Consider the following 19,052-nt stretch of genomic DNA (forward strand, 5'->3'; position numbering starts at 1 on the left):
CTCTAAAATTGGGTAAATCGCCTTTAATGAATATCCATTTCAGCCATCATGTGCTTATTCACTTGATGCACATCATATTTATTCAGCGCAATTTCTCGCGAACGCTGTCCCATATACTCAATCAGTTTTGGATCTTCAATAAAGTATTGCATGCTTTGCACCAAATCATCTACAGACTTGACTCCAACCAAATAACCATTCACACCGTGCGATACCGTTTCGCGACAACCTGGTGCATCAGTGGTAATAATCGCTCGTCCCATAGCCATCGCCTCTAATACCGTACGTGGCGTGCCTTCACGGTAGGAGGGCAACACGTAGACCGAGCTTTCAGCAATTGCAGGACGAACGTCACTGAGTTTGCCCCAATATTTGAGGCGACCATCTGCAATCCAAGTATCGAGTTCGGCTCTAGAAATAGCTGATGGATTATCATCAATCCAACCGACCAATTGAAATTCCGCTTCAGGATGCTTTTCTTTGATGATACGTGCCGATTCAGCATATTCACGTACGCCTTTATCACCCAAAAGGCGTGCAATGAGTAAGAATGAGGCTTTGACCTGCCCTTGTTCATTTTTGGGTAAAGGCATGACATCAAAGTCTTGCACATTCACCCCTGAACCATTCACCACCACCGTTGGTTTATTGGCATCAAGCAAATGCATGTCTTGGAATAGCTTTAAATCGTCTGGGTTTTGAAAAAAGACTTTATCGCTACGTTTGAGCGCTTGGGCATATAAGCCATGCACCAGCTTTTGAAACAGACTACGCTTGCCAGATTCCACATTTTGAAAGGCATAGCCCAGACCTGTAATTAAAGCAAAACGATGCGGTACTTTCGCAAGCCAAGCCGCAAGCGTACCGTAAATAACCGGTTTAATGGTATAGGACAGCACATAGTCAGGCTGAATTTGACGGATCTTCTGATAGAGATGTTTTAACAGTTTTAAATCCGCCAGCGGATTGGTGCCTGTGCGCTGCATGGGAATTTCATGCAGATGATAGCCAAGGGCTTGCAGTTTCTGCTGTTCTTCAGGAAATGATGCAAACTCAGGCGCCATGATGTGAATTTCATAGCCATGGGCAGAAATCGCTTCTAATAACTTGCCACGAAAATTGAGTACAGATGGCAAAAAACTGCTGATCATTAAAAACTTCATGCCTGTTGGCTCCACACCTGCATATATTGACGGCTGACAGTTTCAATACTGAAATTCTGCTCTACCCGTTCACGCGTCGCCTGTTTTAAACTTTGTTTTTGTGCTTCTGTCTTTTGTACATATGCCAAAATGGCATCCGCCAAAGCTTGCGCATTACGTAGTGGAACAATACTTCCTAAATCCTGCACAATATATTTGGCATCGCCAACATCTGTACTGATACATGGCAGTCCCGATGCCATCGCTTCCACCAACACATTCGGAAAACCTTCGGTAATTGAGGTCATGAGGAATGCATCAATGGATTGATAAAAAGCAGGCATATCCGAGATTTGATCAAGCAAATGCACTTTTTGAGTATCTAACTGATACTGCTCAAATAAAGCTTTCACTTCCACGTTATCTAAGCTTGCACCACTACCTGCGACTTTAAAGATGATGTTTTTATCTTTCAGTAAACCCATGGTTTCAAACAAATACGGATACCCTTTGGCGGTGTGATAACGTCCTGCAAAACCAATCACGGTTGGTTCATTTAACTGTAAATTTGGCTGAAACTTATCGAGAAAAACACCATTGGCAATCACTTGGCTATTGCCATTTTTAAAGCCGAACGCCTGATGCTGTTGCATGGACGAATGCGCACAATAAATAATAGCACTAGCTTGCTGTGACAGTATTTTGCTTAAACCCAAGGCAATTTTGGTACTGATGGATTCCTCTTTAGGAGAAGCAAGCGAATGATGAATGCCCCACACAACTTTTGGTTTTTTCGCTAAACCAATGACACTGAGACTGGTCAACACATTGGCATGGTACATCCAACATTGCACGGTTTTAGGTTGCAGTTGTTTGAGTAAACCACGCAGTTTTTGAATGGTGCCCAGCGTATTTATACCATTCCAACCCAGCGCATAATGCGCCTGACAGCTATCTAAAGTACTTTGATAAACCTCAGAGGTTTTCATCAATGCAATGATCACATGTTCATACTGCTGCTCTGTGCATTGGATCAAACGTGCCAGCATCATCTCTGCACCGCCCACGCCTGCAAAGTTGGTAATGACATGTAGCATTAAGGGTTTAGTCATGATGCCGACTCCATTATTCGCAAATACTGCTTGAGTACGGTTTGCTTATGAAACTGCTGAATATGCAGTTCAAAATCAGCTTCCTGATATTGCACATAATCTGCAAAAATCGCCTGTTGCATGGCTTGGGTCAGACCTGCCTGATCATTGCATTCGACCAATAAACCAAACTTAGAGTTTTCTAGAATTTCCATCGGCCCACTTGGGCAGTTGGTACTGACCACTTTGACTTTAGAGGCTAAGGCTTGAATCAAAACCCCTGGTAAGCCTTCCCAATTTGAGCTTAAAACAAAAAGCGATGCATATTTAAAATAAGCGTATGGATTAGCATCAAAGCCTGGCAAATCCACCACGTCTTTTAGACCCAAGTCAGCCACTAGAGCTTCGAACTCTGCACGCAGTTCACCCTCACCTAAAATCAATAATCGGGTTTCAGGATGCTGATCATGCAAGGCTTTAAAAGAGCGAATCAGAAAACCAAAGTTCTTTGCTTCAGTGAGACGCCCCACTGCCAAAATCACTTTATGGTCACTGTTCAAAAATTTGTGTGTGACTGGTGCTTTGAGCTTTTCAAAATAGGCATCGTCCAATACAGGGTTATAAATGGTGCTCAGGTTATTTTTCTTATAGCTGTAGTATTCACGAAAATCTGTTTCTACGCCTTTCGAGACACAGACCACTTGCTGTGCTATGGGATAAGTCCAATTCACCAAAGTTTTCAGCAAAAATTTGGCAAGACCTTGCAATTTTAAGTTTTTGGACGGCGTAGATACTTCACGGAAGATTAATCGCGTTTTAACACCTGCTAGTCTTTTCGCAATACCTGCCACAATATTGGTGTGGGTTTGCGTTGCGACTAAGCAGTCGTATTGCTCAGCTTTCATTTTTATTTTTAAAGGCGTGATGCTATTCATCACCCGACCGCAATTAAAATTCACCAATTGAATTTTCGGGCTGACTTCAGGCAACAGCTTAGCTTTATCACCTGTGACATTACACACGCCCAAATGAATATTTAGACCTTGTTCCGCAAAGCTGTTGGCGAGTTGAATGACTGTACGTTCTGCACCGCCACCGCCCAAGCTCGGCAAAAAGAACATGACTTTATTCAACATATGCAGACCTAAATTTTAAAATGGGAGAATATTAATGCAGTGTTTTTGAGGCTTGAATCGCCATGGCACGCTCAACACGCTCACGATAATCCGTGATGCCAGCAAGCTCACTGTCACTGGCACAGGTGCTTTGAATTTTGGCTTGATAATCAGCAAAACTGGATACCACTTTGGCAGGCACACCAATCGCCACGCTATGATCAGGAATATCTTTTGTCACCACTGAGCCTGCACCAATCACCACATTTGAGCCAATGCTCACGCCTGGCATTACAATGGTATTGACCCCAATAAACACATGCGAACCAACTTGAATTGGGGCAAAGCGTTGATAGCGCTTCCCTTGCTCATCTTTGACTAGACAGGTACTGCCATCATGGGTAATAAATTTCACCCCTGAAGTGACCGTCACATGGTCGCCAATGCTAACCAAGAACGGTTCTGAGCCCCAACTTTTAATATAGATTCGGCAGTTTTCACCGACTTTCACACCTTTTTTGCGTGCATAAGCCACACTGCCCTTCGCCATAAAATAAGCAAGATCAAACAGCTGTCGAAAAGCAGAAACTATAAATGCCATACGCATGACCTATGTCAGGATCAGAAAATCAAAAGGGAGAAAATTAAGCTGAATATTTTACGCTGAAAATCTACTTTACGATATGGAAACCGCAGTCACGATACAGGATGAAAAAAAAGATCAGAGCGATTTGATTTTTTTAACAGGACTACCGACATAGACACCTGATTCATCCAAAGGTTTCGAGACGAGGCTACACGCGCCAATCACCGAATCACTTGGAATTTTCACACCATCAAGTACCGTCACCCGTGCACCAAGCCAAATATTTTCACCCAAACTCACGCCTTGTTTGGTAATCGCATCTTTCACCAACACATCAGGTTCACCAAATTTATGATTACTGGCAATGATGATGCTTTGCGTGCCAATGCGGGTGTTATCGCCAATGCTCACACCGCCACAACCATTGATAAATGACTTCGAGTTAATGCTGACGTCTTTGCCAATCGAAACCTTGCCACCAAAGCATTTGATATAACAACTTTCACCTATAAAACTGTTATCTGCGATTTCTAAGCTTGCACCTTGCTCGACAATTAAACTGACATGATCGCCAATATAAACATTCTGACCAATCTTCACTTGTCCACTAATTTCGACCGTACAGGCTTTACCGAAATAACGAAATTTCGTACCAAAAGCCAGGTTATAAAATTGCTGACGGCATTGTGCAGTGAACCAATTCATCAGTTTTAACAGTTTAAAAAACATCAGCTTTTGTTTCTCCACACCACATATAAAATGGCAAAGTTATAAATGATCAGCGCCACAGGCACCGCCAAGAGCATATAAATTTTATCGGCACATAAAACATATAAGCCTGCAAATAAAGCAAACTTAATCATGAGCTCTACGATTTGCAGTTTAAATAATACTTGGCTATTGCGCTTGGCAATTAAATAGGCCGAACTTGGCGGATTACAGAAAATCGCCCAATAGCCCAAAGCCAAAATTTGGAAATAAGTTGAGATGCCAACCCATTCAGAACCGAAAATCCAGAGATATAGCGATTCAGGTAAGATAAAGAAAATTGCAAAAAGAGGCAGTGACAACAAGCTTAAAAGCACACTTGCCTTTAAGGCATTTTTATTTGAATCTGTAGTTTTAAACTTACGGATAAAAAACTGACGTAAGGTTTGTGAAATCAGATTGATCGGCACACGTAAAGTCCGCTCGACAATGGCATAGAAACCCATCGCCTGCACACCCACAAAATGCGACACCACATAGTATGGCAAGTTATGTGAAAAACTATTCAGCAAGGCATGCGGGGTATTGGCATAAATAAAATCTTGATAATTTTTAAACGCCTGCCAACTGACTTGAAAGAGCTGATACTTCAATAGGTAGAGCAACATCGCCACGATCATCAGGATCGAACTGACATTGTAGCTATTGACCAGACTGATCTGCATGAACAGGGGCAAACTCAATTGCACCGCAACGACGATCGCACTTCTAAAAATATTCAAGCCTGCACAAAAATATTCTTTGTGCGCAGCAAATTGATAATTATAAACGCTCTGAAGCAAGGTATTGGCAAGCACACCCGTTGCCACAGCAAACGCCATTTCAACATTTAAAATCACGCTGATGACAATGCCACTCATCACAGCGATTGCTGTTGAAAATACTACCCCTTCAAAGATCAGACTCTTTTTATCTTGTTCCTCAGCGACCAACAGCGCTTGATCCAAACGCAAATTGGCTACTGTTGAAAGTACACTGACAATCGCCAAAGCAATGCCATACGCGCCAAAATCAACAACAGAATATAGGCGTGTTAAAACAGGAAGTGCGATAAATGTCATTATCGCACCTGCCAGTAAACTTAAGGTAATCAGTCCAATAGACTGATACTTTGCGAAGAGTTTCGCAATCATCGGTTCAAGATCATTTTAAATTGTTGACATACCAACGCATCGCCAATTGAATGCCTTCGGCAATTTTAAACTGCGGTGCATAACCCAAACCTTGCTCAATTTTGGCAATGCTGGCTTGTGAATGACGTACATCGCCTGCACGGAATTCACGGTACACAGGATCACGCTCAAAGTTCACCGCATTTTCAGCAAGTGCCTCTTGAATAGCACGATATAACTCATTCAGCGTAGTACGGTCACCCACAGCCACGTTATAGACTTGATTTTTTGCTTCATCGCTTTGCGTTGTCGCAGCTAAAATATTCGCTTGCACAACATTTTGAATAAAACAGAAATCACGGCTGGTTTCACCATCACCATTAATAAACACGTCTTCACCAGCAATCATCGATGAAGTCCATTTTGGAATCACCGCCGCATAAGCCCCTTTCGGATCTTGGCGCTGACCAAAGACATTAAAGTAACGCAAGCCAATCGTTTTAAAGCCATACGTTTTTGCAAATACGTCTGCGTATAATTCATTGACGTACTTCGTCACTGCATATGGAGATAATGGCTTACCGATGTTTTCTTCTACTTTTGGCAATGCGGGGTGATCACCATAAGTCGAACTGCTGGCAGCATAAGTAAAACTTGATACATTGGCATCACGCGCAGCGACCATCATGTTCAAAAAACCAGTGATATTTGCACTGTTTGTCAAAATTGGATCGGCAATCGAACGCGGTACAGAACCTAAAGCTGCTTCATGCAGCACATAATCCACACCTACACAGGCTTTTTGGCAATCTTCTAATTTGCGGATATCACCTTCAATGAAACTGAATTTCGCCCATTGTTCAGCCGTCACTAAGCTTTGTACTTCATCAAGATTGTACTGATGACCTGTGGCAAAGTTATCTAAACCCACTACGGTTTGGTTGAGCTTGAGTAAGGTTTCTAAAAGGTTTGAGCCAATAAAGCCCGCAACACCTGTTACCAGCCATGTTTTAGGCGCTGTTTTAAGGTTTTCACATACCTGTTGATATTGATTCATGATGGTATGCCCTCTTATAAACGAAGATCAGATTCAGCTTGAGATAAGACGTATTTCAAGTCATACAGCACATGATCAGCTTTACCCAAAGCACGGATCGCATCTACGCCCATATCTTTAAACTGGTGATGGGCAACTGCTAAAATTACAGCATCATATTTGGCATTTTCCAGCGCTTGCACAGGGCTAATACCGTACTCATGTTCAGCCTCAGCTCCATCCACCCAAGGGTCATAGATATCGGCATCAATATGATATTCTTTCAATTCTTTCACAATATCAATGATGCGGGTATTACGGATATCCGGACAGTTTTCTTTAAAGCTTAAACCTAAAATTAAAACTTTGGCATCTTCTACTTGAATGCGTTTTTTCAGCATGGCTTTCACCAACTGAGTGACCACATAAGCCCCCATACCATCATTTAAACGGCGACCCGCTAAAATAATTTCAGGGTTGTAGCCAATCGCTTGGGCTTTATGCGTTAAATAGTACGGGTCAACACCGATACAGTGACCGCCAACTAAACCTGGACGGAACGGTAAGAAGTTCCATTTTGTTCCCGCTGCTTGTAATACCGCTTCGGTATCAATGCCCATTTTATTGAAAATCAACGCCAATTCATTAATTAAGGCAATATTCACATCGCGCTGGGTATTTTCAATCACCTTGGCTGCTTCTGCAACTTTAATGCTGGCTGCTTTGTGTGTACCTGCTTCAATAATCAGGTTATAAACTGCATCAACATAATCAGCGACTTCAGGCGTAGAACCCGAGGTGATTTTTAAAATATTCGTCACACGGTGCAGTTTATCGCCTGGGTTAATTCGTTCAGGGCTATAGCCTGCATAAAAATCTTGATTAAATATTAAGCCTGAGTTCTTCTCTAAAACAGGAATACAGACTTCTTCTGTTGCACCCGGATAAACTGTTGACTCGTAGACAACCACATCACCTTTTTTCAGCACTTTAGCAATGCTTTCTGAAGCTTTTACCAATGGGGTTAAATCTGGCTGTTTATATTCATCAATAGGAGTTGGAACAGTAACAATAAAAAAATTACAGTCATTTAAGTCTTCTAAATTTGCGCTGTAACTTAACTGAGCCGACTGTGCTAACTCTTCAGGAGAGACTTCTAAAGTATGATCACGTCCGCTACGTAATTCATCAATACGCTTCTGATGAATATCAAAGCCCACCACGGGAACTTTTTTTCCAAACTCAACAGCTAGAGGTAAACCGACATAACCTAATCCGATTATGGCAATTTTTAATTCGGAGAGTTGTAACATACTGAAGCCTATGTCATCGATGAACTATCAATCATCGTTATGTTGTAAATAGCGTTAAATTATATCAGAAAATCAAATTTCGATTGTGTAATGATGTTCTATGACGACTGTAATTTTAATCAAGAATATTTATAGGATTAAACAATTTCCCCTATAAAACAAACATTACTCATTTAAAAAAAAATCAACTAACAACAAGATCTTTAAAAGATATTCATACATGCAAGTCTTGATTAAACTTACGATTTAAAACAAATGTAAAGCTATATTCTACAAGGTGAATAGTATAAACTTAACATTCTAAAATGAGTAATTTGGGTACTTAAACCCGCATTTTAATGATTCAAAAATTTTATAAATAGGATTTGTATTCGAGTGAGTTACTATCGTTATAGCTGTATGTTAGCTTTGAGTCTAAGTATGACGGGTTGTGCCATTACTTCAGGCTTACAAACCTATGACCTTCCTAAAGAAGGTACATTTCAGACTGATTTAGGCTCGACAGTCAATGTTATTAAACTGACTCAAGAAAATTTAGTAGCTGTTCAACCCGCCCAAGTAAATCAGCAAAATTTTGCCCATCTGTTCAATCAACAACAACAAAATTATCGTCTAAACTCAGGTGATATTTTATCTATTTATTTATGGGCATACCCTGAAATAACCCCACCCACAAATACAATAAGCAATGAAGAAGCGATTAAATCAAACGGCTACCAAATTGATCAAAGTGGCTATATCCAATTCCCTATTATTGGCCGATATAAAGCTGCAGGAAAATCGCTGACACAAGTCAATCAGGAATTACGCAGCCAACTTGCTCGTTACTTAAAAACCCCAGATGTGATTGTTCGCGTCCTATCCTATCAAGGCCAACGTTTTTCGGTCCAAGGTAATGTGATGAAAGGTGGTCAGTTTAATCTGACCGACCAACCAACCAGTGTATACACTGCACTTGGTCTTGCTGGCGGCGTAAATACGCAACTTGGTGACAATACGTCTATTACCTTAGTACGCCAGGGGCAAACTTATAACTTAAACAGTATCCAATTAGAACAAGCGGGCTATTCACTACATAATTTGCTCATCCAACCTAATGATACGATTTATGTCAATTCACGCGAAAATCAAAAAATATATGTGATGGGTGAATCTGGTCAAAATAAACCTGTCCCTATGCGGGATCAAGGCATGAGCCTCAGTGATGTGCTCGGAGAGAGCCTAGGGCTAAATTCGCTTTCAGCAAGTCGAGGTAAAATCTACGTAGTGCGTAGCGATATGAATAGCCCAATGACTGAAATTTACCATTTAGATTTAACCAGTATCGGTGACTTTGGGCTCGCAAACCAGTTCAAAATGCGTAGCAACGATATTGTGTATGTTGATGCATCTGGTTTAGCTCGCTGGCAGCGTGTGATCAATCAAGTGATTCCTTTCTCAAATATGATCTACAACATGGACAGATTGGGCCAATAATGTTATTTAAAAATATTTTGGTGGTCTGCGTAGGTAATATCTGCCGAAGCCCTATGGCAGAATATCTTCTGAAAAAAAATCATCCCAATCTGAATATTTATTCAGCGGGAATCGCAGGGATGATTGGACACGCAGCAGACGATAAAGCCCAATACTGTATGCAAAAAATTGGCGTCGATATGAGTGGACATATTGCCCAAAAATTAAATGCTGAACTGATCAAAAAATCAGATTTAATTTTAGTCATGAGTTCAAATCAACAAAAGCATATTGAACAAACATGGCCATTTGCAAAGGGTAAGACTTTTCGTTTAGGTCATTGGCAAGGTAAAAATGTGCCTGACCCATACCAGCACGATCAAGCCTTTTTTGACCAAACCTCAGAACTGATCCAATCCTGCGTTGCAGATTGGACTAAACATATTTAACTTTTGATGTACGATTATGAGCCAAAATACCAATACAGAAGATACAATTGATTTAAAAGAATTATTTTTCTCTCTGATTGCACAATGGAAGTTAATTGCTTTATGTGTAATTTTAAGTCTCGTTTGTGCCCTACTTTATTTAAGAACCACGCCTGATACCTACGCAGTAAATGCACTGGTACAGGTTGAAGAAAGTAAAGGAACTTCAGCAGCACTCTTGGGTGATCTATCAGGCATGATTGATCAAAAGCAACCAGCTCAAGCAGAAATTGAAATTTTAAAATCACGCTTAGTTCTAGGTACTGTGATTCAAAATTTGCATCTTGATCTTAAAGTTTCGGGTACAGAGAATTCATTTATTGATCGCCTATTTTCTCCACATGATTATGTGACTGAATATAAAAATAAATCAGTCATTTTCAAAGACAATGAAAAAAGTTTTGATATTCGACAGTTTAATATTCCAGCAGTATATCGAGATAAAAATATTGATCTCAGCTTTAAAGATAATCAGTTTACATTAACTGATCTTAAAACTGAGCAAATCATTTTAACGGGTAAATTAAACCAAGATAATTCATTACGCACCGCTGACGGACAGTGGGATATTGCTATTTACACCCGTGACCAACTCAATGATCATTATTTGATTCAAAAGCAATCTTTACCAGCTGCTGTGGACAGCATTTTGGCAAACTATTCGGTTGCTGAAAAAGGAAAAATGACGGGCGTGCTTGGCCTTAACTATCAGGGCCAAGATAAAGAACATATTACAAAAGTTTTAAATGCCATTTTAGCAGCCTACAGCCATCAAAATATTGAAAGACGTTCGGCTGAAAGTGCACAAACATTAAAATTCCTAGACGAACAACTCCCTGAATTAAAACAACAGCTTGATGTCGCAGAACGTGAATTTAACAAATTCCGTCAAGAGTTTAATACTGTCGATGTCACTAAAGAATCTGAACTCTATTTAACTCAAAGTGTCACTCTTGAAACTCAAAAAGCTGAATTAGAGCAAAAAGTTGCTGAAGCTTCTGCGAAGTACACCAGTGAGCATCCAGTGATGCAACAAATGAATGCTCAATTGGGTGCAATCAATAGCAAAATTGCTGAACTAAATGCCACCTTAAAAAAATTACCAGACCTACAACGTCGTTATTTACAGCTCTATCGTGAAGTTGAAGTGAAACAACAACTTTATACAGCGTTGTTGAATTCTTACCAACAGCTTCGTATTGCCAAAGCTGGTGAAATTGGTAATGTCCGTATTGTGGATACTGCCGTAGAGCCTATTGAACCAATTGCACCAAAAAAACTACAAATCTTGATACTTTCAATTTTTCTTGGTGGTTTCCTCGGTACATTACTTGCACTACTACGTAACATGCTACGCTCAGGAATCAAAGATTCTTCAGAAATTGAGAACACCCTTGATCTTCCGGTTTATGCCACTGTGCCACGTTCCCCTATTCAGGAAAGTCGCATCAAGTTACTGAAGAAGAAAAAGACCATTCCTGTACTTGCGGTTAAAAATAGCGATGATATTGCAATTGAAAGCCTGCGCAGTATGCGTACTGCCATTCACTTTGCACTGACATCTGCAAAAAATAACCTGATCATGATTTCGGGGCCAGCACCAGAAGTTGGTAAATCGTTTATTTCAACCAATTTAGCTACGATTCTTGCGCAAAGCGATAAACGTGTTTTAATTATTGATGCCGATTTACGTCGTGGTTATTTGAACAAATACTTCAATCATGACAACCAACCAGGTCTTTCTGAGTATTTAAATGGTCAGCGTGATCTAGACAGCATCATTAAAACCACTGAAATTCCAAATTTGAGTGTGATTACTCGTGGTAAAAGCCCTTCTAATCCATCTGAGCTTTTAAGTTCTGGTAAATTCAAAGAATTCTTAGATTTGATTTCACCGATGTTTGATCATGTGATCATTGATACCCCTCCTGTACTTGCGGTGACAGACGGTATCATTATTTCGCAATATGCTGGTGTGAATTTGGTGATTGCTCGTTATGCCAAAACTCAGTTGAAAGAACTAGAGTTAACCGTGAACCGCTTTGAACAAGTGGGTGTGAAGGTCAATGGTATTATTTTAAACGACATTCAACGTAGCTCAGCTGGTTATGGTTATGGTTATGGCTATAACTATTCTTATGGTTATAAAGCTTCAAAAGACCAAGACTAATTCAAGCCTATTCAAAAAAGCCACCGAATACGGTGGTTTTTTTTATTTTCGAAATTTATGTTGCATGCATCATTCTGTATAAAAAATGTTTTATATATTCATACCGTTATAGTATAAAAATAAGAACATGACTATGATGATCTTTCCTGCACCTTACCTGATCATAGAGATAGGTAAGCGCTGAACAGGAAAAGTCTGCTAGAATTTCAGCAACTTTTTACATATAAAATAATTGTGGGAAAATATATGAGTAAGGCCCTACCTATCGCTGTCGCTGTATTACTCGGCGGTGCCGCACTTGTTCCTGTTTACTATGCAACTAAAACACCTGCTACGCAATCAGCAACATCAACTCAACCAGCTGCAAATGCTTCTGCTGTCGCTAAAATCAGTTATGCACTTGGTTATGAAGTTGCCCATCAAACGCCTCCAGAATTAGATATTGATAGCTTTGTCACTGGCGTTCGTGCGGGTCATGCTCGTGCAAAACCTGCATATACTGAAGAAGAATTACAAAAAGCATATGCTGAGTTCCAGCAAGAAATGCAAAACAAGCAGCTCGAAAGCAATAAGCAAGCACAAAGTAGCAGCGATAATTTCTTAACAGAAAACAAAAGTAAAGCTGGGGTTAAAACCACTGCTTCTGGTTTACAGTACCTAACAACGAAAGAAGGTACAGGTAAACAACCGCAAGCCACATCAGTTGTTAAAGTTCACTACACAGGTAAGTTAGTGGATGGCACAGTATTTGATAGTTCAGTACAGCGCGGCGAGCCAATTGAATTCCCATTGAACCAAGTAATTCCAGGTTGGACTGAAGGTCTACAGTTAATGAAAGAAGGCGGTAAAGCCACTTTATATATTCCTTCAAACTTAGGTTATGGTGCTCAAGGTGTTCCAGGAACGATTCCACCGAACAGTACTTTAATTTTTGATGTAGAACTCATTGAAGTTAAATAATAAAACCGGTACAGGAGAGCTTTTCGCTCTCCTGCTTTATTTTGAGACTCGGTCATGAAATTACAGATCAGTATATTGTGTTTGGCACTCTGCTCAAGCACTGTATTTGCCAAAGATGTCAGTAATAAAAGTAGTGCTGCAGAACAAGTGGGTTATAGTTTTGGTTATTTAATGGGACGCAGTAATGCTGAATCCATTAAGGATTTGGATATTGATGCATTTGTTGCAGGTTTAAAGGCAGCATCTAAAGGTCAAGCTTCGTCATTAACAGATGAAGAAATGACCCGTGCCTTAACCCAATATAAAAAGCAAACCGAAGCGAAACAACTGATTGAACTGAAGCAAAAAGCGGATGCGAATGCCACCATTGGTTCAGCTTTCCTTGCTGAAAATGCCAAAAAACCGGGCATTCAGGTCACGAAATCTGGCCTGCAGTATCAAGTCATTCAAGCTGGCAAAGGTAAGTCACCTAAAGCCAATTCAACAGTGAAAGTTCACTATGAAGGTCGCTTAATTGATGGCACTGTTTTTGATAGTTCAATTGCACGCAACCAACCTGCGATGTTCCAGGTAAGCCAAGTCATTCAGGGTTGGACAGAAGGTCTCCAGTTGATGAAAGAAGGTGCAAAATATCGCTTCTTCATTCCTGCAAACTTGGGCTATGGGCAAATTGGTTCAGCAGACGTCATTGAGCCAAACAGCACGCTGATTTTTGATGTAGAACTCATTGAAGTGCTCCCGAAATAACAAGACTCCCTTCAGGAGCATCGACAAATCTCGGTGCTCCTCAATATTTCTTCTTTCCATTATTTTCTTTTACAATTTTTTTGATTGATTTGACTTAAAATTCACATTGATATCTTATATTTATTTCACAAAAACCAATTTCCATTTATTTTAAATCTTCATCAACTGCGTAGCCGCACATAAGGATTTGACCATGACCGTTAAAATTAAGACTCGCGAAATTCAATATACAGCAGCTGATGGAACTCAACTTTTTGGCTATTTTGCCGCACCAGAGTCAGACACTGCGATCGCAGGTGTGTTAGTTGCCCCTGAATGGTGGGGACGCAATGAATATACCGAACAACGTGCGCGCGAATTGGCTGAACAAGGCTATGCTGCTTTCGCTTTGGATATGTATGGTGACAAAAAAGTCACCACAGATGCCAAGCAAGCTTATGAATGGATGATGCAAACCTTTGATCATGCAGACACAATTGTGACCCGTGCGTCTGCCGCTTTAACCACTTTGGCACAGCAATCTGAAGTAAATGCAGCTAAACTCGGAGCAATCGGTTTTTGCTTTGGCGGTAAAGTGGTCTTAGACCTCGCACGTTCAGGAGCAGAACTAGATGCTGTGGTCACATTCCATGCGACCTTGGCAACAGCAACACCGGCTCAAACTGGCCAAGTCCAAGCCGAGCTTTTGGTGCAACATGGTGAACTAGACTCTATGGTAACACTGGATGATGTGGCGAGTTTCCGTGAAGAAATGCATGCTGCGGGTGTGAACCATAATGTCATCGTGTATGCCGATGCCAAACATGGATTTAGCAATCCTTTGGCTGATGAACGTGCAAAAGCGAATAATGTCGATTTAGGCTATAACGCAGCAGCAGAGCAACAAAGCTTAAATGCGATGTATGAATTACTGGATCGAACTTTAAAAGTTTAATCAGTATCTGGTTAATAAATAAAAAGTGATGAAATAAAGTTTCAAATTCAAAAAATAAACGAGGAGATAAAGATGACAGAACTCAATTGCCCATATTGCAACTTCGACGAATATGACGTTCTTGCAAAAAATGATTTTGGTGTTGTGCTTCCTGAGCCTCATAGCTTGTCGAAGGGTCATAGTGTCATCGTTCCCCTTCGACATGTCAGTTCTTTTTTTAATGTGACGGATAAAGAACGTAAAAGTCTAATGTCGCTGCTTGAACAGGCACGTAATGAGCTGAATTTAAAATATCAACCTACAGGCTTTCATATCGGTTTCAATGATGGTCATGTTTTTGGTGAGGAAACAGCCCATGTGCATATTCACATCATTCCACGCTATGACAATCAAAAACTAGCACTTGACTCACGTTGGGGTTTTGAAAATTAAACCATAACCCACTTTTAAAAGGAGCTTCGGCTCCTTTTAAATGCTCTAAATCTTGTAGTCTAAGCAAGCTATGTACGCTAAAGCACCAACTCAAAGCATGTATACTATGCTCAGATTTTAGTTTCGATGTTGTTTCATGTTTAAATTTTCAGATGCCCTGCTTGAATGGTTTGATATCCATGGTCGCCATGATTTACCGTGGCAAGTTGCAGATGATCCGTACAAAGTGTGGGTATCAGAAATTATGTTGCAGCAAACCCAAGTCAAAACGGTTTTACAATATTTTGACCGTTTCATCACACGCTTTCCAACTGTAAACGACCTTGGTATGGCTTCTTGGGATGATATCGCACCCTATTGGGCTGGACTTGGCTATTATGCACGTGCACGTAATTTACATAAAGCAGCAGGAATTGTTGCACGGCAGGGACATTTTCCAAAATCTTTAGCTGAATGGATAGAACTTCCTGGTATCGGGCCATCTACTGGTGGTGCCTTAATGTCACTGGGTTTACGCCAATATGGCGTGATTATGGATGGTAATGTGAAACGTGTACTGTCACGATTTTTTGCCATTGAAGATGACTTATCTAAACCGATGTATGAACGTGAAATGTGGAAATTAGCAGATGAGCTTTGCCCTGTTGAACGCAATCATGACTATACTCAAGCCATCATGGACTTGGGAGCTACCATCTGTACCCCCAAAAAACCACTATGCCTATATTGCCCAATGCAACAGCATTGCAAAGCACATCAACAAGGTATTGAAGCAGACCTTCCTTTTAAAAAACCGAAAAAAGCTGTTCCTGTTCGTTCAGCAAAAGTCTTATTAATCCAATCTCAAGATGAATGGTTTTGGCTACAACGTCCAGACAGTGGCTTATGGGGCGGTTTATGGTGTTTACCTATTTTTGATGAGCTTGCAGCCTTACAACAGCAAGCGCAAACTTTAGGCTTAACCGCGTTGCCACAACGGGTCGAGATTTCACATAGCTTTACCCATTTTACTTGGCAACTTGAAGCATTATGTTTCAAAGCAAGCGATGATCAAAAAGAACATATTTCAATTGAGCTACAAGGTCAGTGGTTAAGTCCAACTGCTGCAACACAGTTAGGAATACCCACTGCAATGAAAAAACTCATTTCTGCGGTAGAAAGCTCGGCCGTATCTGTGCCATAGTCAGACTCGACTTAAATAACGAATAGGGATATTTGTGATTCAAAAAGTGTCTGTTAGCCGCCTTGTCATTGGCACTGTAACCAGTTTGTTTTTAGCCCTACTTTCTGCCTGTACCTCAGCACCTAAAAAAGCACCCTCTTCAAGCCTTCCTGCTGCGGAAGTGAAAAAGTTGCAACAAATGCGCTTGGCTAATCAGCTTCCTGTACCCGTTCATCAAGTCAAACGTAGTCAACTTAAAGACACTTGGGGTGCAGCACGCAGTCAAGGTCGCAGCCATGAAGGCATTGATATTATAGTTCCACGTGGAACAAAAGTATTGAGTGCCACAGAAGGTTTAGTTGCCGACTTACGTAATAACAATTTGGGTGGTAAAGTGATATGGATTATGGGGCCTGCTGGTTCATGGCACTATTATGCGCACCTTGATGGCCACAAACGTGGTTTACAGGTCGGCGACTATGTCAAAAAAGGCGATGTGATTGGTTATGTGGGTAACACTGGAAACGCACGCCATACCGCACCGCATTTACACTATGGCATTTACTTAAATGGTAAAGGTCGAAATGCAGTAAATCCATATCCATATTTACGTTAATTTTTTAGGAATCTTACATGTCAGAAGCGTTGATCAATCGTCTGGTGGAATTTGCAGAATCAGGCAATCAACAAAAAATTAGTCTTAATGGTCAGTCACATCAGGGCTGGATCATGGAGATTACTGAAGAAGCCCTGCTGATTAGCACAGGTTACGCAGACAAATCTGGCAAAGATGTATGGATTCAATTTGCAGATTTAGGACAAGCCACCCTGTCCTATTGGGATAATAAAAGTGATCAATGGACTGAGTTTAAAATTTAAGTTTCAGTTGTCACAGGAGCACTGGACATGACAAAACAACGCTGTGGTTGGTGCTCTGAAGACCCTTTATACATGCATTACCATGACCATGAATGGGGAAAAGCCAATCATGATGAAACACACTTATTTGAAATGTTGTGTCTTGAAGGACAACAAGCTGGCCTATCTTGGATTACCGTACTCAAAAAGCGTGACTGCTACCGTCAACATTTTTTTCAGCATGCTATAGCCGATATTGCTGCATTGACTGAAGTACAATTACAAGAAAAATTAAAAGATGCTGGACTCATTCGACATATCGGAAAATTAACTGCTATACGTGATAATGCCAAAGCTTGGCAAAGTCTTAAAGAGCAAGGGATTGATCCGGCACAGTGGTTATGGTCATTTGTTAATAATACAGTTCAACATAATGATGTCGCAGATTATCGTGCTGCTCCCGCACAAACTGTGCAGAGTCAAAGCCTATCTAAAGCCTTAAAAAAACACGGCTTCAAATTTGTAGGCCCCACCACTTGCTATGCATTCATGCAAGCAATTGGTATGGTAAACGACCATGAAAATCATTGTGAATTTAAATATTTAAACAAATAAATTTAGAGTATTCATAGATCAATAAGGAATAAAGACAATGAGTGACAATTTAATTCGTGCTTTTGCGGCAATGAATGCCGGTGAAACATTGGTTCCCTATCAATTTGATGCAGGCGAACTACAAGCCCATCAAGTTGAAGTCAAAGTTGAGTACTGTGGTTTATGTCATTCAGATGTTTCAATTATCCAAAATGACTGGAAATCCTCAGTCTATCCTGCAATCCCAGGCCACGAAATTATCGGAACGATTACACAGCTTGGGAGTGAAGCCAAAGGCCTAAAACTGGGTCAACGTGTTGGCATTGGCTGGACAGCTGAAAGCTGTCAACACTGTGAACCATGCATATCAGGGCAGCAAGTACAATGTACAGGTGGGAAAACGGCGACCATCGTGGGACACGCAGGCGGTTTTGCAGATAAAGTCCGTGCAGGTTGGCAATGGGTTATTCCCCTCCCTGATGATTTAGATCCTGTGAGTGCAGGCCCGCTCCTATGCGGTGGCATTACCGTATTTGATCCAATTTTACAGCACCAAATTCAAGCCATTCATCATGTTGCAGTGATAGGTATTGGCGGCTTAGGCCATATGGCAATTAAGTTATTGAAAGCATGGGGCTGTGAAATTACCGCATTTACCTCAAGTCTTGATAAAACTGACGAACTCAAAGCCATGGGGGCAGACCATGTGCTCAGTAGTCGTGACACGGCTGCACTTAAGGCACATCGTGGCACGTTTGATTTAATTTTAAGTACAGTGAATGTTACTTTAGACTGGCAAGCCTATCTATCTACACTCGCACCAAATGGCAGTGTGCATATGCTCGGACTTGCACTAGAGCCAATGCAGATTCCTGCGGGCATGTTGATTAGCGGTGCTAAATCAGTCACCGGTTCTTCAACTGGATCGCCTGCCGCACTGCGTCAACTTCTGAAATTTGCCGCACGTCAAAATATTGCGCCACAGATTGAACTGTTCCCTATGTCACGAGTGAATGAAGCCATTGAACGCTTACATTCAGGCCAAGTGCGTTATCGCGTTGTGCTTAAAGCTGATTTTGATTAACGCTA

General features: G+C 40.9%; 20 protein-coding genes. 12 read left to right on the top strand and 8 right to left on the bottom strand.

The window, feature by feature from the left end:
• Nucleotides 1-23: 23 nt before the first annotated feature.
• From FTT84_RS02870 to tviB, 8 genes are all read right to left on the bottom strand, one after another.
• Entirely contained in the window at nt 24-1,163 is a 1,140-nt protein-coding gene (locus FTT84_RS02870; RefSeq protein WP_180079872.1) for a glycosyltransferase family 4 protein, read from the bottom strand.
• A complete protein-coding gene (locus tag FTT84_RS02875; protein WP_180079870.1) occupies nt 1,160-2,254 on the bottom strand; it encodes a glycosyltransferase in 1,095 nt (364 codons plus the stop codon). Before FTT84_RS02875 ends, FTT84_RS02870 begins: the two co-directional genes overlap by 4 nt.
• On the bottom strand, nt 2,251-3,369 hold the full coding sequence (locus FTT84_RS02880) for a glycosyltransferase (protein WP_180079869.1): 1,119 nt from the start codon (nt 3,367-3,369) through the stop codon (nt 2,251-2,253). Before FTT84_RS02880 ends, FTT84_RS02875 begins: the two co-directional genes overlap by 4 nt.
• Before the next feature lie 31 nt (nt 3,370-3,400).
• Complete coding sequence (locus FTT84_RS02885) at nt 3,401-3,949, bottom strand: acyltransferase (protein ID WP_180066601.1); 549 nt, start codon at nt 3,947-3,949, stop codon at nt 3,401-3,403.
• A gap of 120 nt (nt 3,950-4,069) precedes the next feature.
• Entirely contained in the window at nt 4,070-4,663 is a 594-nt protein-coding gene (locus FTT84_RS02890) for a DapH/DapD/GlmU-related protein (protein WP_180079867.1), read from the bottom strand.
• Nucleotides 4,663-5,835: a lipopolysaccharide biosynthesis protein gene (locus FTT84_RS02895; RefSeq protein ID WP_180079864.1), complete on the bottom strand. Its 1,173-nt coding sequence runs from the start codon at nt 5,833-5,835 to the stop codon at nt 4,663-4,665. Before FTT84_RS02895 ends, FTT84_RS02890 begins: the two co-directional genes overlap by 1 nt.
• A 10-nt stretch (nt 5,836-5,845) precedes the next feature.
• The gene (locus tag FTT84_RS02900; RefSeq protein WP_180079862.1) at nt 5,846-6,871 is read right to left on the bottom strand and encodes an NAD-dependent epimerase/dehydratase family protein; all 1,026 of its coding nucleotides are present in this window, start codon (nt 6,869-6,871) and stop codon (nt 5,846-5,848) included.
• A 14-nt stretch (nt 6,872-6,885) separates the two neighbouring features.
• Nucleotides 6,886-8,163 (bottom strand): Vi polysaccharide biosynthesis UDP-N-acetylglucosamine C-6 dehydrogenase TviB, encoded by a 1,278-nt coding sequence (gene tviB, locus FTT84_RS02905; RefSeq protein ID WP_180066608.1) that lies wholly within the window; start codon nt 8,161-8,163, stop codon nt 6,886-6,888.
• A gap of 399 nt (nt 8,164-8,562) precedes the next feature.
• Here tviB and FTT84_RS02910 point away from each other — a divergent pair, with 399 nt between their 5' ends.
• From FTT84_RS02910 to FTT84_RS02965, 12 genes are all read left to right on the top strand, one after another.
• Nucleotides 8,563-9,639: a polysaccharide biosynthesis/export family protein gene (locus FTT84_RS02910; RefSeq protein ID WP_180066617.1), complete on the top strand. Its 1,077-nt coding sequence runs from the start codon at nt 8,563-8,565 to the stop codon at nt 9,637-9,639.
• The gene (locus FTT84_RS02915) at nt 9,639-10,067 is read left to right on the top strand and encodes a low molecular weight protein-tyrosine-phosphatase (protein ID WP_180079860.1); all 429 of its coding nucleotides are present in this window, start codon (nt 9,639-9,641) and stop codon (nt 10,065-10,067) included. Before FTT84_RS02910 ends, FTT84_RS02915 begins: the two co-directional genes overlap by 1 nt.
• Nucleotides 10,068-10,083: 16 nt before the next feature.
• Entirely contained in the window at nt 10,084-12,276 is a 2,193-nt protein-coding gene (locus tag FTT84_RS02920) for a polysaccharide biosynthesis tyrosine autokinase (RefSeq protein WP_180079858.1), read from the top strand.
• Nucleotides 12,277-12,522: 246 nt separating this feature from the next.
• On the top strand, nt 12,523-13,236 hold the full coding sequence (locus tag FTT84_RS02925; protein ID WP_078191625.1) for an FKBP-type peptidyl-prolyl cis-trans isomerase: 714 nt from the start codon (nt 12,523-12,525) through the stop codon (nt 13,234-13,236).
• 54 nt (nt 13,237-13,290) lie between these two features.
• The gene (locus FTT84_RS02930; RefSeq protein ID WP_180079856.1) at nt 13,291-13,983 is read left to right on the top strand and encodes an FKBP-type peptidyl-prolyl cis-trans isomerase; all 693 of its coding nucleotides are present in this window, start codon (nt 13,291-13,293) and stop codon (nt 13,981-13,983) included.
• A 193-nt stretch (nt 13,984-14,176) separates the two neighbouring features.
• Nucleotides 14,177-14,917, top strand: a complete 741-nt coding sequence (locus FTT84_RS02935) for a dienelactone hydrolase family protein (protein ID WP_180079854.1) — start codon at nt 14,177-14,179, stop codon at nt 14,915-14,917.
• A 72-nt stretch (nt 14,918-14,989) separates the two neighbouring features.
• Complete coding sequence (locus FTT84_RS02940; protein ID WP_180079852.1) at nt 14,990-15,349, top strand: HIT family protein; 360 nt, start codon at nt 14,990-14,992, stop codon at nt 15,347-15,349.
• A gap of 136 nt (nt 15,350-15,485) precedes the next feature.
• Complete coding sequence (mutY, locus tag FTT84_RS02945) at nt 15,486-16,532, top strand: A/G-specific adenine glycosylase (protein WP_180079850.1); 1,047 nt, start codon at nt 15,486-15,488, stop codon at nt 16,530-16,532.
• A gap of 67 nt (nt 16,533-16,599) precedes the next feature.
• Nucleotides 16,600-17,127, top strand: coding sequence for a M23 family metallopeptidase (locus tag FTT84_RS02950; RefSeq protein ID WP_288688097.1), 528 nt, complete (start codon nt 16,600-16,602; stop codon nt 17,125-17,127).
• Nucleotides 17,128-17,144: 17 nt separating this feature from the next.
• Nucleotides 17,145-17,390, top strand: a complete 246-nt coding sequence (locus FTT84_RS02955) for a hypothetical protein (protein ID WP_067765657.1) — start codon at nt 17,145-17,147, stop codon at nt 17,388-17,390.
• 27 nt (nt 17,391-17,417) lie between these two features.
• Nucleotides 17,418-17,984: a DNA-3-methyladenine glycosylase I gene (locus FTT84_RS02960; RefSeq protein ID WP_180079848.1), complete on the top strand. Its 567-nt coding sequence runs from the start codon at nt 17,418-17,420 to the stop codon at nt 17,982-17,984.
• Between the two features lie 37 nt (nt 17,985-18,021).
• On the top strand, nt 18,022-19,047 hold the full coding sequence (locus FTT84_RS02965; RefSeq protein ID WP_180079846.1) for an NAD(P)-dependent alcohol dehydrogenase: 1,026 nt from the start codon (nt 18,022-18,024) through the stop codon (nt 19,045-19,047).
• The last annotated feature ends 5 nt before the right edge of the window (nt 19,048-19,052 follow it).

Origin of the sequence: Acinetobacter sp. YH01019 (assembly GCF_013420285.1) — a bacterium.
GTDB classification, from domain to species: Bacteria; Pseudomonadota; Gammaproteobacteria; order Pseudomonadales; family Moraxellaceae; genus Acinetobacter; species Acinetobacter gandensis.

Coding starts and splice junctions, on each gene's coding strand:
- FTT84_RS02925 (WP_078191625.1), top strand. CDS start 12,523: ATGAGTAAGGCCCTACCTATCGCTGTCGCTGTATTACTCGGCGGTGCC.
- FTT84_RS02920 (WP_180079858.1), top strand. CDS start 10,084: ATGAGCCAAAATACCAATACAGAAGATACAATTGATTTAAAAGAATTA.
- FTT84_RS02910 (WP_180066617.1), top strand. CDS start 8,563: ATGTTAGCTTTGAGTCTAAGTATGACGGGTTGTGCCATTACTTCAGGC.
- FTT84_RS02895 (WP_180079864.1), bottom strand. CDS start 5,835: ATGATTGCGAAACTCTTCGCAAAGTATCAGTCTATTGGACTGATTACC.
- tviB (WP_180066608.1), bottom strand. CDS start 8,163: ATGTTACAACTCTCCGAATTAAAAATTGCCATAATCGGATTAGGTTAT.
- FTT84_RS02940 (WP_180079852.1), top strand. CDS start 14,990: ATGACAGAACTCAATTGCCCATATTGCAACTTCGACGAATATGACGTT.
- FTT84_RS02870 (WP_180079872.1), bottom strand. CDS start 1,163: ATGAAGTTTTTAATGATCAGCAGTTTTTTGCCATCTGTACTCAATTTT.
- FTT84_RS02935 (WP_180079854.1), top strand. CDS start 14,177: ATGACCGTTAAAATTAAGACTCGCGAAATTCAATATACAGCAGCTGAT.
- FTT84_RS02915 (WP_180079860.1), top strand. CDS start 9,639: ATGTTATTTAAAAATATTTTGGTGGTCTGCGTAGGTAATATCTGCCGA.
- FTT84_RS02930 (WP_180079856.1), top strand. CDS start 13,291: ATGAAATTACAGATCAGTATATTGTGTTTGGCACTCTGCTCAAGCACT.
- FTT84_RS02965 (WP_180079846.1), top strand. CDS start 18,022: ATGAGTGACAATTTAATTCGTGCTTTTGCGGCAATGAATGCCGGTGAA.
- FTT84_RS02885 (WP_180066601.1), bottom strand. CDS start 3,949: ATGGCATTTATAGTTTCTGCTTTTCGACAGCTGTTTGATCTTGCTTAT.
- FTT84_RS02890 (WP_180079867.1), bottom strand. CDS start 4,663: ATGTTTTTTAAACTGTTAAAACTGATGAATTGGTTCACTGCACAATGC.
- FTT84_RS02875 (WP_180079870.1), bottom strand. CDS start 2,254: ATGACTAAACCCTTAATGCTACATGTCATTACCAACTTTGCAGGCGTG.
- FTT84_RS02900 (WP_180079862.1), bottom strand. CDS start 6,871: ATGAATCAATATCAACAGGTATGTGAAAACCTTAAAACAGCGCCTAAA.
- FTT84_RS02880 (WP_180079869.1), bottom strand. CDS start 3,369: ATGTTGAATAAAGTCATGTTCTTTTTGCCGAGCTTGGGCGGTGGCGGT.
- FTT84_RS02955 (WP_067765657.1), top strand. CDS start 17,145: ATGTCAGAAGCGTTGATCAATCGTCTGGTGGAATTTGCAGAATCAGGC.
- FTT84_RS02960 (WP_180079848.1), top strand. CDS start 17,418: ATGACAAAACAACGCTGTGGTTGGTGCTCTGAAGACCCTTTATACATG.
- mutY (WP_180079850.1), top strand. CDS start 15,486: ATGTTTAAATTTTCAGATGCCCTGCTTGAATGGTTTGATATCCATGGT.